Raw genomic sequence first — 13,734 nt, 5'->3', positions numbered from 1 at the left:
GACGGGGTGCCCCTCGCCGCGCAGACCGCCCACGCGGTCCGGCGGGCCCGCACGCACGGGCGGAACACCGCGCACGCGGCGCCCCACGGGCCGGCCGAGCGGGCGGTGATCGCCTGGGTTCGCGGGCTCCTCGACCCCGACGGGCACGTCGCGCCGCTGCTCCGCCCGCTGGCCGTGCGCGCGGCGGAGGTCGCCATGGCCACCTCCCACGGGCAGGTCCTCCTCCGCTGCGCAGCCGGGGGCGTCCCCGCGACCCTCGCGGGGACCGAGGGGTGGGACGTCCAGCTGGGCCCGCCGCGCGTCGGCCCGCCGGGTGCGGGGCCGACCGCCCCGGTCGCCGAGCTGTGGGCGGCCCGCCGCGACGGCCGGATCAAGCGACACGTCCTCGCCACCGCGCTCCGCGCGCTGCGCGACCACCCCGAGGTGCTCGGGCCGGACGCCGGGTACGAGCCCGTCCCGACGACCGGCCGGTGGGCCGACGAGCTGCTGGTGTGGCGTCGCACTGCGCCCGGTGGGGCCGGGCAGGCCATCGTCGTCGTCCCGCGGTTGCTGGGGCGGGTCACCGATGGGGGCCGCTTCAGCCCACTCGGCCGGATCTGGGCCGACACCGAGGTCGTGCTGTCCGGTGACGGTCGTGGCGGTCGGGGCGGTCGGGGGGTGGCCGGTGGGGTGGCCGATCAGCCGGTCTGGCACGACCTGCTCACCGGCGACACTCTGGGACCGACCGCGTCCGCAGAGGCCGCGGACCTGCTGGGCACCCTCCCCGTGGCCCTGCTGATCGCCCGCTGACGCACAGCCCTTGGATCGCCGCCGCATGACCACCGACACCACACCGTCCGACGCGCGGCCCTCGCGCCCGGCGGCGCCCCGGACCGGCCCGCCGTGGCTCCACGCCGCCCAGGGGATGGCGATGGGGACCGCCGACGTGATCCCCGGCGTGTCCGGCGGGACGATCGCGCTGATCGTCGGCATCTACACGTCGCTCATCGAGGCGATCCGGTCGGTGGCGTCCGCGGGCACGGCTGTGCTGCGCGGCCGCGGAGACCTCGCGCGCCGGCACTGGCAGGCGGTCCCCTGGGGGTTCGTGCTCCCCCTCGGCGGGGGGATCGTCGTGGCCCTCGGGATCGGTTCGGTGGTCCTGCCGCCCCTGCTCGAGTCCCACCCGGAGGAGACCAGCGCCGTGTTCGCCGGGATGATCGTGGCGTCGCTCGCCGTGCCCTGGCGTCAGGTCCGCCCGCGCGGACCCCTGCAGGTCGGGGTGGCGCTGGTCTGCGCCGTCGCGGCGTTCCTCCTGACCGGCCTGCCCGAGGCCGTCGTCGAGGGCGACGTGGCGCTGTGGCGGGTCTTCGCCTCGGCGGCGGTCGCCATCTGCGCGATGATCCTGCCGGGCGTCAGCGGGGCGTTCCTGCTGCTGGTGCTCGGGGTGTACGAGCCGACCCTCGACGCGCTGCGCTCCCTCGACGTCGTCTACGTCGGCGTGTTCGTCGTCGGCGCGGTCGTCGGCCTCGGGGCGTTCTCGAAGCTCCTCAGCCACCTGCTCGCCCAGCACCTGGCGGTCACCATGGCGGGGCTGACCGGGTTGATGGTCGGCGCGCTGCGGGTGCTGTGGCCCTGGGGCGGGCACGAGGGCGAGCTGCACGCCCCCGCCGACGTCACCGAGGCGGCCGTCGGCCTGGGCCTGTTCGCGGTCGGGTTCGCCATCGTCCGGGTCCTGCTGGTGATGGGGGACCGGTCCACGGCGCCGGGGTCGGGCTCGCCCCCCACCAGTTCCCAGATCTGAGGGTCAGCGTCGTCGGCGCACCCTGGGCTCAGATCTGTGGTCCAGGTCCAGCGACCGAGTGCTCAGATCCGAGGGTCAGTGCCGTCGGCGCACCGAACGCTCAGATCTGGGGTCCAGCTCCGCCGCCGCTCGCCAACCCCGCCGACCGACCGGTGCGTCACCACCGCCTGACGGCGTCGTACACCGCCAGGTGGGCGTCTGCGCTGCGGGCCCACGAGAACGCCGCCGCCCGGGCCTGACCCGTGCGGGCCAGCGCCGCGGCCCGGTCCGGATCGCCCAGCACAGCGGAGATCGCCTGCCGCAGCGCCCGGACGTCCCCCGGCGGCACGCGCACGCCGGCGTCCCCCGCCACGACGTCGAGCAACCCACCGACGGCGCTCGCGACGACGGGCACCCCGGCGGCCATGGCCTCGAGCGCCGCGAGCCCGAACGGCTCGTAGCGCGACGGGACCACGACGACGGCGGCGGACCGCAGGAGCGCCGCGAGCGCCGGCTGGGCCAGGTGCCCCTCGAAGCGGACGCGGTCGTGCGCCGACCGGCGCAGGGCCGGGGCCTGCGTGCCGGCGCCCGCCACGACGACCTCGCAGTCCAGCCCCTCGGTCGCGGCGAGCAGCACGTCCACGCCCTTCTCGTGCTCGAGTCGGCCGGCGAACACCACGCGGGGGAGGGGACCGGCCGGCCGCGGTCGGGCCGCCCCCCACCGCACGACGTCGACGCCGTTCGGGATGACCTCGCCGACGTCGAGGTCGGCGCCGAGGTGCCGGGACACGTGGTCGGCCATGTGGTCCGCGCACACCACCACCCGGTCGGCGAGGGCGATCAGCTGGCGCTCCTGGGCGTCGATCCAGGCCGAGTACCCGGGCGGCAGGTGGCCCTGGTGGCGCCCGCGCTCGGTGGCGTGGACCGTCGCGACGACGCCGACGCCGAGCGCCGGCGCCAGGACCCTCGCCGCGTGCCCGGCCATCCAGTCGTGGACGTGCAGGACGTCGGCGACCACACCGGCGCGCAGCGCGGCCGCGGCCATCGCGACGTTGGCGTCGAGGGTCCCGGCCAGCCACCGGTCCGCGGGGAGCGCCACGGCCGGTGCCGGCGCGCGGAGCACCCGGATGCGGGGGTGCCGGTCCGGTTCGGGCTCGTCGCTGTGCGGCGTGAGGACCGTCACGTCGGCGCCGGCCTCGGCGAGGGCGCCGACCAACCCCTCCACGTGCCGGCCGAGTCCCCCGAACAGCCGCGGGGGGTACTCCCACGTCACGCAGAGGACACGCATCGGGCGCGCAGCCTACCCACCCCTCTAGTCTGGTCGGGATGGAGCAGTACGTCGCCGATCACGTCATCCGCATCGGCCAGGGCGAGCCGATGCTGCTGATCCACGGGCTCGGGCACCGCAAGGAGGCCTGGGACCCGGTCCTCCCGGCCCTGGGCGGCCGCTTCGACGTCGCCGCTGCGGACCTGCCGGGCTTCGGCGGCGCCGACCCCCTCGCCGAGGCCCCGACCGACGGCGCGCTCGCCGACCACTGCGAGGCGCTGATGGACGCGATGGGGTGGGACACCGCCCACCTGGTCGGCAACTCCCTCGGCGGGCTGATCGCGCTGCGGCTGGGCAGCCGGGGGCGGGCCCGCTCGGTCACCGCCCTGTCGCCCGGCGGGCAGATGGTCGGCTGGGAGCAGACCTGGGCCCGCGCCGTCCTGCGGCTCAACCGGACGATCGCCCCCCACGCGCTGCGGGTGCCCGCGCTCAGCGACACCGCCATCGGGCGCCGCATCGCGATGGCCAGCGTCTTCGGCCGGCCCGAGCGGATGAACCGCGCCTACGCGCGGCTGTCGATCGAGGGGCTCGCGCAGGCCAGCGCGTTCGAGGCGGTGCTCGACTGCGCCCGATGGCAGGTCGACGACGTCGCCGACATCCCCGCCCCGGTGACGATCGCCTGGGGCAGCCGCGACTGGCTCCTCCTGCCCCGCCAGGGCGTCCGCTGGGCGACCGCGCTCGGGGACGGCGCCCGGCTGGTGAAGCTCGCCGGCCTGGGTCACACCCCCATGCCGGACGACCCCGACGTGGTGGTCGACGTGATCGTGCGCACCGCGGCGCGGGCGACGTCCCGCGAGTCTGCGGCGAGCCACGCCGGATGACGAGCCGGGCGGGGCTGGCGACCGCCGCGGTCGCCCTCGTCGTGGGCCTCGGGGCGGGCGCCGCTGCCGGTGCGCTCCTCCTCAACCCCCTCGAGGTGACCGGCGGGGTCGTCGACGGCCCCCACGTCCGGCTCGAGGTCGGTGACGACTTCGCCGAGATCACCGGCCGTGCCGACCCCGGCACCACGTTCGTCGTCGCCGCGGGCGTGCACCGCGAGCAGACCCTCCTCCCCGACGACGGCGACGTGATCGTCGGAGAGCCCGGCGCGGTCATGTCCGGAGCGGTGGTCCTCGACCCGGCCGCGTTCGAGCCCGACGGCGAGCGCTTCGTCCTCGACGGCCGCACCGAGGAGGCGTTCATCCACGGCCAGATGATCGAGGGGTTCGAGCGCGACGCCGCCCACCACGAGCTGTGGGCCGGCCGCGAGCGGCTGCAGCACGCCCCGACCCGCGACGACGTCGACGCGCCGGGGGAGTGGTTCTTCGACTATGACGTCGACCAGCTCGTCGTCTTCGACCCCCCCGACCGCCGCGAGCCGCTCGAGCTCAGCGTCACCGACCTCGCCATCGGCTCGGAGGCCGACGACGTCGAGGTCCGCGGCCTCACGATCACCCGCTACTCCTCCCCCTCCCAACGGGGTGCGGTCGAACCCCGCGGCGCCGGGTGGGTGCTGACCGACCTGGTGGTCACCGAGAACCACGGGGGAGGGATCGCCATGGGGGAGGGGTCGCCGCTGTCGGCGTCGACGATCACCCACAACGGCCAGTGGGGGGTCGGCGGGGAGGGCGTCGGCGGCCTCACCGTCACCGACGTCGAGATCGCCTACAACGGCACCCTCGGCTACGAGTGGTTCTGGGAGGCCGGCGGCACGAAGTTCAAGCACACCGACGGGGCGGTGTTCGACGGGTCCTGGGTCCACCACAACGGCGGTCCGGGCATCTGGTTCGACCTCGACAACACCGACATCACCGTGACCGACAACGTCGCGGAGGCCAACGAGGTCATGGGCATCTTCCTCGAGGTCTCCGACGGCGCGGTCGTGCGCGGCAACACCGTCCGCGGCAACGGGTTCGGGCCGGCGGCGGGGGAGCTCGGCGCCGGCCTCGCCGTCCACGGCGTGTCCGACGCGGTCGTGACCGGCAACGTGCTGGTCGGCAACGCCCTCGAGCTGTCCGCGGTGCACTACGAGCGCGACAGCGAGGTCACGGGCAACCCGTTCACCATCGAGGGCCTCGAGGTCCGCGACAACCACTTCGCCCCCGTGGTCGAGGGGTCGGTGTCGTTCTACGTCGACAACGACGACACCGAGCTCTACACCGACGGCAGCATCACGTTCGAGGAGAACACCTACGACCTCACCGGGTGCGAGGACTGCTTCCGCTGGGGGGAGATCACCGACGCGGAGGGGTGGCGCGCCGCGGGCAACGATGCCGGGGGGACGTTCCTCCAGGGGTGATGCACCGGGCGCTACAGCCAGCGCGGCGGAGGGGGAGGGGGAGGTGCGGCCTCGGCGGTCTCGGGGTCCAGCTCGGACGTGAGACGGCGGATGGTCTCGTCGTCCCACACCGTCGCCGGTGGTCGCCTGTGCCAGCCGGGCGGAGCCCAGCGGGGGACGATCTCGGGCGCCTCCGCCTCCTCGCGGTGGCGCGCCGGGGTCATCACCACCGTCTCCACGACCTCATCCTGAGTCCCCGTGTCCATACCTACAGTTAACGCCACGAACTGCTGGTAACAGGACGACCAGATGCAAGTTGGCCACGACGGACTAGTCCGCTCCGGCCGGGCGGCGGGGTGGTCCAGCATTGGCTGGGACGCAGGCTCTACGCTGGGCATCCGAGGGGCACGCGGTGTGCCCCACCGGGGAAGGAGCGGTCCATGGCCACGTCATTCGGTTCGGAGTTCGCGGCGACCATGGGCACGGCGACCTACGTCGACGGTGCCTGGACCTCGTCGGTGCTGGACCGGACGGGCCCCCTGACCCTCAGCCCCGCCGCCCACGCGCTGCACTACGGGTCCTCCTGCTTCGAGGGGTTGAAGGCCCACAAGGGCGTCGACGGCGTCGTGCGGATCTTCCGGCTGGACGCCCACGTGGCCCGGATGCGCCGCAGCGCCGAGATGCTGTACCTGCCGGTCCCGCCCACCGAGCAGCTGACCGCCCTCATCACCGACGTGGTCGCGGCGAACCTGGCCGAGGCCCCCGACGCCCCCGGCGCGCTGTACCTGCGCCCGGTGCTGCTCGGGACCGAGCCGAACATCGGCGCGGCGGCCCGGCCGTCCGAGACCGCCCTGCTGTACGTGCTGGCCTCGCCGGTCGGTGACTACTTCGACTCCTCGCGGACCTTGACCGTGGCCGTGGAGACCGAGCTGCCCCGGACCACCCCGCAGTTCGGTGAGATCAAGACCGGCGCGAACTACGCCATGGCCCTCGGGGTCACCCGCCGGGCGATGGCGGAGCACGACGCCGACCAGGTCCTCTTCGCCCCCGGCGGGGAGATCCAGGAGACCGGCGCCGCCAACTTCCTCATGATCGACGGCGACACCGTCGTCACCCGTGCGCTGGACACGTCGTTCCTGCACGGGATCACGCGGGACTCGGTGCTGCGGCTGGCGCGGTCCGAGGGGCTCGAGGTCGAGGAGCGCACCCTCACCGTCGACGAGCTCGCCGGCTGCGTGGACACCGCCGAGGCCGTCCTGGCGGGCACCGCCGCCGTGCTCGCCCCGGTCGGGCACCTGGTGATCGATGGCAAGTCCGTCCAGGTCCGGGACGGCCAGATGGGACCCCACACCGCCCACCTCCGCGAGACCCTCCTCGCCATCCAGCGCGGCCAGGCCGAGGACCCGTTCGGCTGGACCACGGTCGTGGAGGGGTAGGGCCGCCGGGGGTTAGGCCCGTCGAGGGCGAGGCGCCGTCGACGCCTCGTCGTGCGCCCGCGGTGCGATGGCGGGGGCTGGTGCGCTCGCCGTGTCCGCGTGAGTCGCCCGTGGTGCGGTGGCAGGGATGTCGTGCGCGGTCGACGCCTCGTCGTGCGCCCGCGGTGCGATGGCGGGGGACCGGTCCGGGCCAACGCGCTGGGCGGGGTTGTGGACAACTCGAGGGGCGGCATCGACCCGCGCGGCATGCTCCGGTCCATGGCCGATGACACCCCGTTCGACCCGCGAACGCCCTTCAGCCGTGCGGAGGCACGTCTGGCGGGACTCCCCGCCGACAACCTCCTCAGCTCGGGCTACCGGCGGCTGTTCCACGACTCCTACGTCTCGGCGGACGTCAAGGTCACGGTGCACCTCCTGGCGCGCGCAGCCTTGAAGATCGCCGGTCCCGGCGGCCGGATCTGCCACAGCACCGCGGCGGTGCTGCTCGGGGGGTGCGTGCCGGACGACGCTGACGTGCACGTGGCGTTCCCGCCGGGCCGGCATCGCAGCCGCCGGGACGGGCTCCGCTCACACCGCGTGAGCCTCGGTGACCAGGTGGTGTGGCACCGTTCCCTCCCGATGTCGTCCCCCACGCAGTGCGTCCTGGAGATGGCCACGAGCTTGGGGCTGGTCGACCTGGTCGTGCTGGGCGACTCCTTGGTGAAGGCCGGGGTGGTGACCCCGGGCGAGCTGGTGGACGGCGCGGAGGCGTACACGGGACCGGGAGCCCGGCTTGCTCGGCGGGCCATGGGGCTGGTCCGGGAGGGTGTCGACTCCCCCATGGAGACGAGGCTCCGCCTGCTGCTCGTCCTGGCCGGCCTCCCGGAACCCGTCGTCGCGCACGAGCTGTGCGACGACGACGGCCGGGTCGTCGTGCGCCTCGACCTCTGCTGGCCGGGGTGGAGGGTCGCGGTGGAGTACGAAGGTCGGCACCACGCCGAGTCCACCACCCAGTGGCAGCACGACATCACCCGCCGGGAGGTGCTCGACCACCGACGGGTGCGCCTCGTCGTCGTGCGATCCGATGGGATCTACGCCGATCCCGGCGCCACCCTCCGCCGCGTCGAGCAGGCGCTCGTGGATCAGGGCGTCGTCGGGGTCACCGTCCGGGACGACACCTGGCGCCGCTACTTCCCCGGCTACCGCCACGCGGCCTGATCGTCGCCCCCTCCGGTCCGCCCTGCGCCCGTGGTGCGATGGCGGGCATCTGGCAGCGTGCCGACCTCGCGTGAGTCGCCCGTGGTGCGATGGCGGGCATCCGGGAGCGTGCCGACTTCGCGTGAGTCGCCCGTGGTGCGATGGCGGGCGGGGCGGCACACGCGGCGGTCCTGCGGTGCGCCCGTGGGTCGATTGCGGGCCGGCTCCCGACGCGCCCGGAGCGGTCCCCTCATGGGCCACGATCGGGGCCTGCGTCGCCCGGAGGCGAGCTAGGCCCCGATCGCGCCCAACCTCGGTGCCCGACCTATCCGCTCGCCCGTAGCCAGATCACCGCGAGGGGCGGGCAGGTGACGAGGGCGGAGGCGGGCATGCCGTGCCACTCCTGGTCCGTCGCCGTGACGCCGCCCATGTTCCCGACGTTGCCGCCGCCGTAGACCGCGGAATCGGTGTTGAACACCTCGTCCCAGTGCCCCGCCGAGGGAAGGCCGATCCGGACCCCGTGCTGCGGCGCGGGGGAGAGGTTCGCGATCACCACCACGTCGGGGTCCCCGGCCTCGCCGTGCCGGGCGAAGGACAGCAGGTTCGCGTCCGCGTTGTTCGCGTCGATCCAGCTGAAGCCCTCGTACGTGACGTCCTTGCGCCACAGGGCCGGAAGCGACCGGTAGGCCGCGTTCAGGTCGGCGACCATCTTCTGCAGCCCCGCGTGCCGGTTCGGCTCCGGGCCCCAATCCTCCTCGACCAGGTGCCAGTCGAGCGAGCGCTCCTCGGACCACTCGCGGTCCTGACCGAACTCGCCGCCCATGAACAGCAGCTGCTTGCCGGGGTGCCCCCACATCCAGCCGTACAGCGCCCGCAGGTTCGCGAACTGCTGCCAGCGGTCGCCGGGCATCTTGCCGATCAGGCTGCCCTTGCCGTGCACCACCTCGTCGTGGCTCAGCGGCAGGACGAAGTTCTCGCTGAAGGCGTACATCAGCCCGAACGTCAGCTGGTTGTGGTGCCAGCGCCGGTAGATCGGGTCCTTGGAGAAGTACGACAACGTGTCGTGCATCCACCCCATGTTCCACTTGAACCCGAAGCCGAGGCCGCCCAGGTGCGTGGGGCGGGACACGCCCGGCCAGGCCGTCGACTCCTCCGCCACCGTGAAGGCGGCGGGGTTGCGCTTGTAGACCGTCGCGTTGACCTCCTGCAGGAGCTCGACCGCGCGGAGGTTCTCACGCCCGCCGTACTCGTTCGGGATCCACTGCCCCTCCTCGCGGGAGTAGTCGAGGTACAGCATCGACGCGACCGCATCGACGCGGAGGGCGTCGACGCCCATCTCCTCGATCCAGAACAGCGCCGAGGCGGTGATGAAGTTCCGCACCTCGGTCCGGCCGTAGTTGAAGACCATCGTCCCCCAGTCGGGGTGCTCGCCCAGGCGGGGGTCCTCGTGCTCGTACAGCGCGGTCCCGTCGAAGCGGCGGAGGGCCCACTCGTCCTTCGGGAAGTGGGCGGGCACCCAGTCGACGATCACGCCGATGCCGAGCCCGTGCAGGTGGTCGACCAGGTAGCGGAAGTCGTCCGGGCTGCCGAAGCGCGACGTCGGCGCGAACTGGCCGGTGACCTGGTAGCCCCACGACCCGCCGAAGGGGTGCTCGGCCGGCGGCAGGAACTCGACGTGGGTGAAGCCCATCTCGTCCAGGTAGGCACCCAGCTCGTGGGCGAGGTCCCGGTAGCTGAGCGGCTGGCCGTCACCGTGGCGCCACGAGGCCAGGTGGACCTCGTAGATCGACATCGGGCTGTCGTGCGGCTGGCCGACGTCGGGCCGCGGGTGCTCGGGTTCGTAGGTGGAGGTGTAGACCCGGCTCGCCTGGCCCGGGGGCACCTCCGCCCACTTCGCCCAGGGGTCGGCGCGGGTCGCCAGGCTTCCGTCGGCGGTGACCAGCTCGTACTTGTAGTACGCGCCGTCGGCGACGTCGGGGATGAAGACCTCCCAGATCCCCGACGACCCCAGCGAGCGCATCGGGTGCAGCCGCCCGTCCCAGGAGTTGAAGTCGCCGATCACGCGGACGGCGCGGGCGTTGGGGGCCCAGACGGCGAAGCCCACGCCGGTGATGCCGTGCATCGTCCGGCGGTTCGCGCCCATGACGGTCCAGGCCTGCTCGTGGCGGCCCTCGCTCATCAGGTGCCGGTCGATCTCGCCGAGGGTCGGCTCGAAGGAGTAGGGGTCGACCAGGTCGTAGCTGCCGCCCTCGGGGTAGGCGACGCGCAGCCGGTAGCGGCCGACCTCGGGCTGGTCGGCGACGCGGGCCTCGAACAGGCCCGGCACGCGTTCGGTGGCCTCCACCTCGTCGGCGTCCGGCGTGGCCAGGTAGGCCACCGACGACGCGCCCGGCCGCCAGGCGCGGACCACCCACCCGTCGCCGTCCCGGTGGTAGCCGAGCAGGCGGTGGGGCTCGTGGAGGCGTCCCTCCGCCAGCGCGGACGCGTCGGCGTCGACCGCCGCAGCGGACGGCACCGGATCGGACGCACCGGACGGCGCCGCGTCCGAGGCACCGGCGGTCTCCTCGCCGACCGGGGTCGCGGGCGCGGCGACCTCGCCGCCGGTGGCCTCCCCGCCCTGGGCGGGTGCCCGGACGCCCGGGGGCGCGGGCACGGCCGCGCCGCCACGGCTCCGCCTCGGGGGAGGGGTGGGGGGTGACGACGACGCGGGCGGTGACGCCGCGGTGGGCTGGGACGCCGGGGTCGTCGACGGCGTGGTGGGGTCGGTCTGGTCGTTCACGGCGGGGGCCTCCTCGATGCCCAGCGCGGCCAGCGGGATGCCGAGCCAGTCCGGGCGGTTGGCGGCTTCGTAGCGGATCTCGTACAGGAGCTTCTCGACCTCGAACGCGCCGAGCCACGGCAGGACGGCGTCGCCGTACCCGGCCAGGAAGTCGGCGCGGGCGGCGTCCGCCCAGGCGGCGGCGGCCGTCGGGTCGCCTCCCGCCAGCACCGCCTGGGCGCGGGCGTAGTCGAGGGAGCGGAGCATGCCGGCCACGTCCTTGGCCGGGTTGGCCGGCTGGCGCCGCTCGGCGATCGGGCGGGCCGGCTCGCCCTCGAAGTCGAGGATCCACCAGCTGCCCTCGCGGTCCAGCAGGACCTGGCCGAGGTGGTAGTCCCCGTGGATGCGCTGCAGCTGCCCGAGGGTGGCCGGCGCGTCGGCGATCGCGTCCTCCACCGCGGCGGGGACGGCCGCGGCCGCCGCGGGTGCGCGGGCGGCCAGGACCGCGCGGGTGCGCTCGGCCTCGGCGCGGAGCGCGGTGTGCCAGCGCTCGGTGTCGACCGGCTGGGCGTCGAGGGTGGGGAGGACGTCGCGGAGCTCGGCGTGCAGCTCGGCGGTCAGCGCCCCGAGGGCGCGCATCCGCGCGCCGATGCCGTGGTCCGCGACCCCGGCGGCCTCGTCGGTGGCGAGCTCCCAGGCGCCCCGGGCCCCGGCCACGAACGCGGCGACGGTGACCATGGCCTCGTCGTCGGGACCGGTGATCGCCCCGAGGAGGGCCGGCACGCCGCGGAAGCGCTCCCGGGTGAGCTCGGCGGTGATCTCGATGTCCGGGTTCGGGCCGGGCTCCAGCTTGCGGATGACCTTGACGACCAGCCCGTCGCCGACCACCCGCGAGGTGTTGGACTGCTCCACCCCCATCGCCCGGACGCGGCCGGTCGCACCCCCCTCGACCGCGGGTGCCTCGCCGACGGGGACCGACCGGACCGTCTGGCCGCCCAGGGTGGTGAGGACCCCGTGGGTCCGGGCAGCACCGAGCAGCGCGGTCGCGGCGCCGGGGCGGGCGGTGATGTCGACGACGGGGACGTCGTCGACGTGGCCCAGCGGGTCGGCGTCCTCGCCCGCCGCGGTCAGCGCCAGCAGCCACCGGTCCTCCGGTCCGCCGTCGTCGTAGCCGGTCGTGACGACGACCAGCCACGTCGACGTGGCCCGATCCACCTCGACCGCATCGGTGGCGGTGGCGTCGGCGAGGGGCCGGTCCTTCGCGCTGAACCACCGCTGGCGCGGCAGCCACTCGGTCAGGTCCGACAGGGCGACGCGGGTCGCGGCCGCCGCTGGGGTCGTGGTGGTCTGGTCGCTCATGCCTCGTCCGGTTCCTTCAGGTCGAACCAGTACCAACCCCGCTCGGCCAGCGTCAGCAGGTAGGGGAGCTGCCCGACGCGGGGGAACGGGGTCTGGCCGAGCATCTCCACGGGCTGCCAGCCGTCGAACCGGCTCAGGTCGAGCTGGACGAACTGGGCGGTCGCGCCGAGGTTCGCCACGACCAGCACGTGCTGCTCGGCATCCTCCCGCAGGAAGGCGAGCACCTTCGGGTTGGAGCTGTCGAGCGCCTCGAACGTGCCGGTGCCGAACACCGGGTGGCGCTTGCGGATGCCCATCATGTCCCGCACCCAGTGCAGCAGCGAGGTGGTCTGGCGCTGCTGCTGCTCGACGTTGGTGACCTGGTAGCCGTACACCGGGTCGACGATCGGGGGGAGGTACAGGGCCGCGAAGTCGGCGGAGGAGAACCCGCCGTTGCGGTCGGGGGTCCACTGCATCGGCGTGCGGACCCCGTCGCGGTCACCCAGGTAGATGTTGTCCCCCATGCCGATCTCGTCGCCGTAGTACATGACGGGGCTACCCGGCAGGCTGAACAGCAACGCGTGGAAGAGCTCGATCAGGCGGCGGTCGTTGTCGAGCAGCGGCGCGAGCCGGCGGCGGATCCCGACGTTCATCCGCATCCGCGGGTCGGCCGCGTAGACCGCGTACATGTAGTCGCGCTCCTCGTCGGTGACCATCTCGAGGGTCAGCTCGTCGTGGTTGCGCAGGAAGATGCCCCACTGGGCGCTCTCGGGGATGTCCGGCGTCGACCGCATGATCTCGATGATCGGCTTGGCCTCCTCACGCCGGGCGGCCATGAACATGCGCGGCATGACCGGGAAGTGGAAGGCCATGTGGCACTCGTCGCCGTCGCCCTGCCCGAAGTACTCGACGACGTCCTCGGGCCACTGGTTGGCCTCGGCGAGGAGGATCCGGTCGTCGAACTCGTCATCGACGACCTTGCGGACGCGCTTCAGGAACTCGTGGGTCTCGGGGAGGTTCTCGCAGTTCGTCCCCTCCCGCTCGAACAGGTACGGGATCGCGTCGAGCCGCATCCCGTCGAGCCCCATGTTCAGCCAGAACCGGAGGGCGTCGAGCATGGCCTCGCCGACCTCGGGGTTGTCGTAGTTGAGGTCCGGTTGGTGGCTGAAGAACCGGTGCCAGTAGTACTTGCCCGCCTTGGCGTCGTACGTCCAGTTCGACTTCTCGGTGTCGACGAAGATGATCCGCGCGTCGCTGTAGCGCTCGTCGGTGTCGGACCACACGTACCAGTCGTGCTTGTCGCTCGACGGGTCGCGGGCCTCCTGGAACCACGGGTGGGCATCGGAGGTGTGGTTCATCACCATGTCGGCGATGATCCGCATGCCCCGGTCGTGGGCGGCGGAGATCAGGTCCGCCACGTCGGTGACGTCACCGAACTCGGGCAGCACCTTGTAGTAGTCGCTGATGTCGTAGCCGCCGTCGCGGAGCGGCGACTCGTAGAAGGGCAGCAGCCAGAGGCAGTCGACACCCAGCCACTGCAGGTAGTCGAGCTTGTCGATCAACCCGCGGATGTCCCCCGTGCCATCGCCGTTGTGGTCGTTGAACCCGCGCACGACGACCTCGTAGAAGATCGCGTGCTTGTACCAGTCGGGGTCGTTGGACAGCATTCACCGGTTCCTTCGT

9 protein-coding genes and 1 pseudogene are annotated in these 13,734 nt (G+C 73.6%); 6 read left to right on the top strand and 4 right to left on the bottom strand.

Features of this window, described 5'->3' with window-relative positions:
- Together ACEQ2X_RS23125 and ACEQ2X_RS23120 are read left to right on the top strand one after the other, a co-directional pair.
- Positions 1-789: pseudogene (locus tag ACEQ2X_RS23125) on the top strand (hypothetical protein); the annotation flags it as partial.
- Positions 790-814: 25 nt separating this feature from the next.
- Positions 815-1,780 (top strand): DUF368 domain-containing protein, encoded by a 966-nt coding sequence (locus ACEQ2X_RS23120; RefSeq protein WP_370328247.1) that lies wholly within the window; start codon positions 815-817, stop codon positions 1,778-1,780.
- Between the two features lie 157 nt (positions 1,781-1,937).
- On the opposite strand, the gene ACEQ2X_RS23115 is transcribed toward ACEQ2X_RS23120, so the two are convergent.
- On the bottom strand, positions 1,938-3,047 hold the full coding sequence (locus ACEQ2X_RS23115) for a glycosyltransferase family 4 protein (protein ID WP_370328246.1): 1,110 nt from the start codon (positions 3,045-3,047) through the stop codon (positions 1,938-1,940).
- A 38-nt stretch (positions 3,048-3,085) separates the two neighbouring features.
- Between ACEQ2X_RS23115 and ACEQ2X_RS23110 the strand changes: the two genes are divergently transcribed.
- Both ACEQ2X_RS23110 and ACEQ2X_RS23105 read left to right on the top strand, forming a co-directional pair.
- Positions 3,086-3,907 (top strand): alpha/beta fold hydrolase, encoded by an 822-nt coding sequence (locus ACEQ2X_RS23110; RefSeq protein WP_370328245.1) that lies wholly within the window; start codon positions 3,086-3,088, stop codon positions 3,905-3,907.
- Entirely contained in the window at positions 3,904-5,364 is a 1,461-nt protein-coding gene (locus ACEQ2X_RS23105; protein WP_370328244.1) for a right-handed parallel beta-helix repeat-containing protein, read from the top strand. The genes ACEQ2X_RS23110 and ACEQ2X_RS23105 overlap by 4 nt, the downstream gene beginning before the upstream one ends.
- An 11-nt stretch (positions 5,365-5,375) precedes the next feature.
- On the opposite strand, the gene ACEQ2X_RS23100 is transcribed toward ACEQ2X_RS23105, so the two are convergent.
- Positions 5,376-5,582, bottom strand: coding sequence for a hypothetical protein (locus ACEQ2X_RS23100; RefSeq protein ID WP_370328243.1), 207 nt, complete (start codon positions 5,580-5,582; stop codon positions 5,376-5,378).
- Positions 5,583-5,783: 201 nt separating this feature from the next.
- Here ACEQ2X_RS23100 and ACEQ2X_RS23095 point away from each other — a divergent pair, with 201 nt between their 5' ends.
- The gene (locus ACEQ2X_RS23095) at positions 5,784-6,779 is read left to right on the top strand and encodes a branched-chain amino acid aminotransferase (RefSeq protein ID WP_370328242.1); all 996 of its coding nucleotides are present in this window, start codon (positions 5,784-5,786) and stop codon (positions 6,777-6,779) included.
- Positions 6,780-7,037: 258 nt separating this feature from the next.
- Entirely contained in the window at positions 7,038-7,976 is a 939-nt protein-coding gene (locus ACEQ2X_RS23090) for a hypothetical protein (protein WP_370328241.1), read from the top strand.
- 304 nt (positions 7,977-8,280) lie between these two features.
- Here the strand turns inward: ACEQ2X_RS23090 and glgB are convergent, their stop codons facing one another.
- Positions 8,281-12,072: a 1,4-alpha-glucan branching protein GlgB gene (gene glgB / locus ACEQ2X_RS23085; RefSeq protein ID WP_370328240.1), complete on the bottom strand. Its 3,792-nt coding sequence runs from the start codon at positions 12,070-12,072 to the stop codon at positions 8,281-8,283.
- Positions 12,069-13,718: a maltose alpha-D-glucosyltransferase gene (treS, locus tag ACEQ2X_RS23080; RefSeq protein WP_370328239.1), complete on the bottom strand. Its 1,650-nt coding sequence runs from the start codon at positions 13,716-13,718 to the stop codon at positions 12,069-12,071. The genes glgB and treS overlap by 4 nt, the downstream gene beginning before the upstream one ends.
- Between the last annotated feature and the right edge of the window lie 16 nt (positions 13,719-13,734).

The organism is Euzebya sp., from assembly GCF_964222135.1.
Lineage (GTDB): Bacteria > Actinomycetota > Nitriliruptoria > Euzebyales > Euzebyaceae > Euzebya.
Note: the sequence above shows the minus strand (reverse complement) of the source record. Positions and strands in the feature narration are given on the sequence as shown.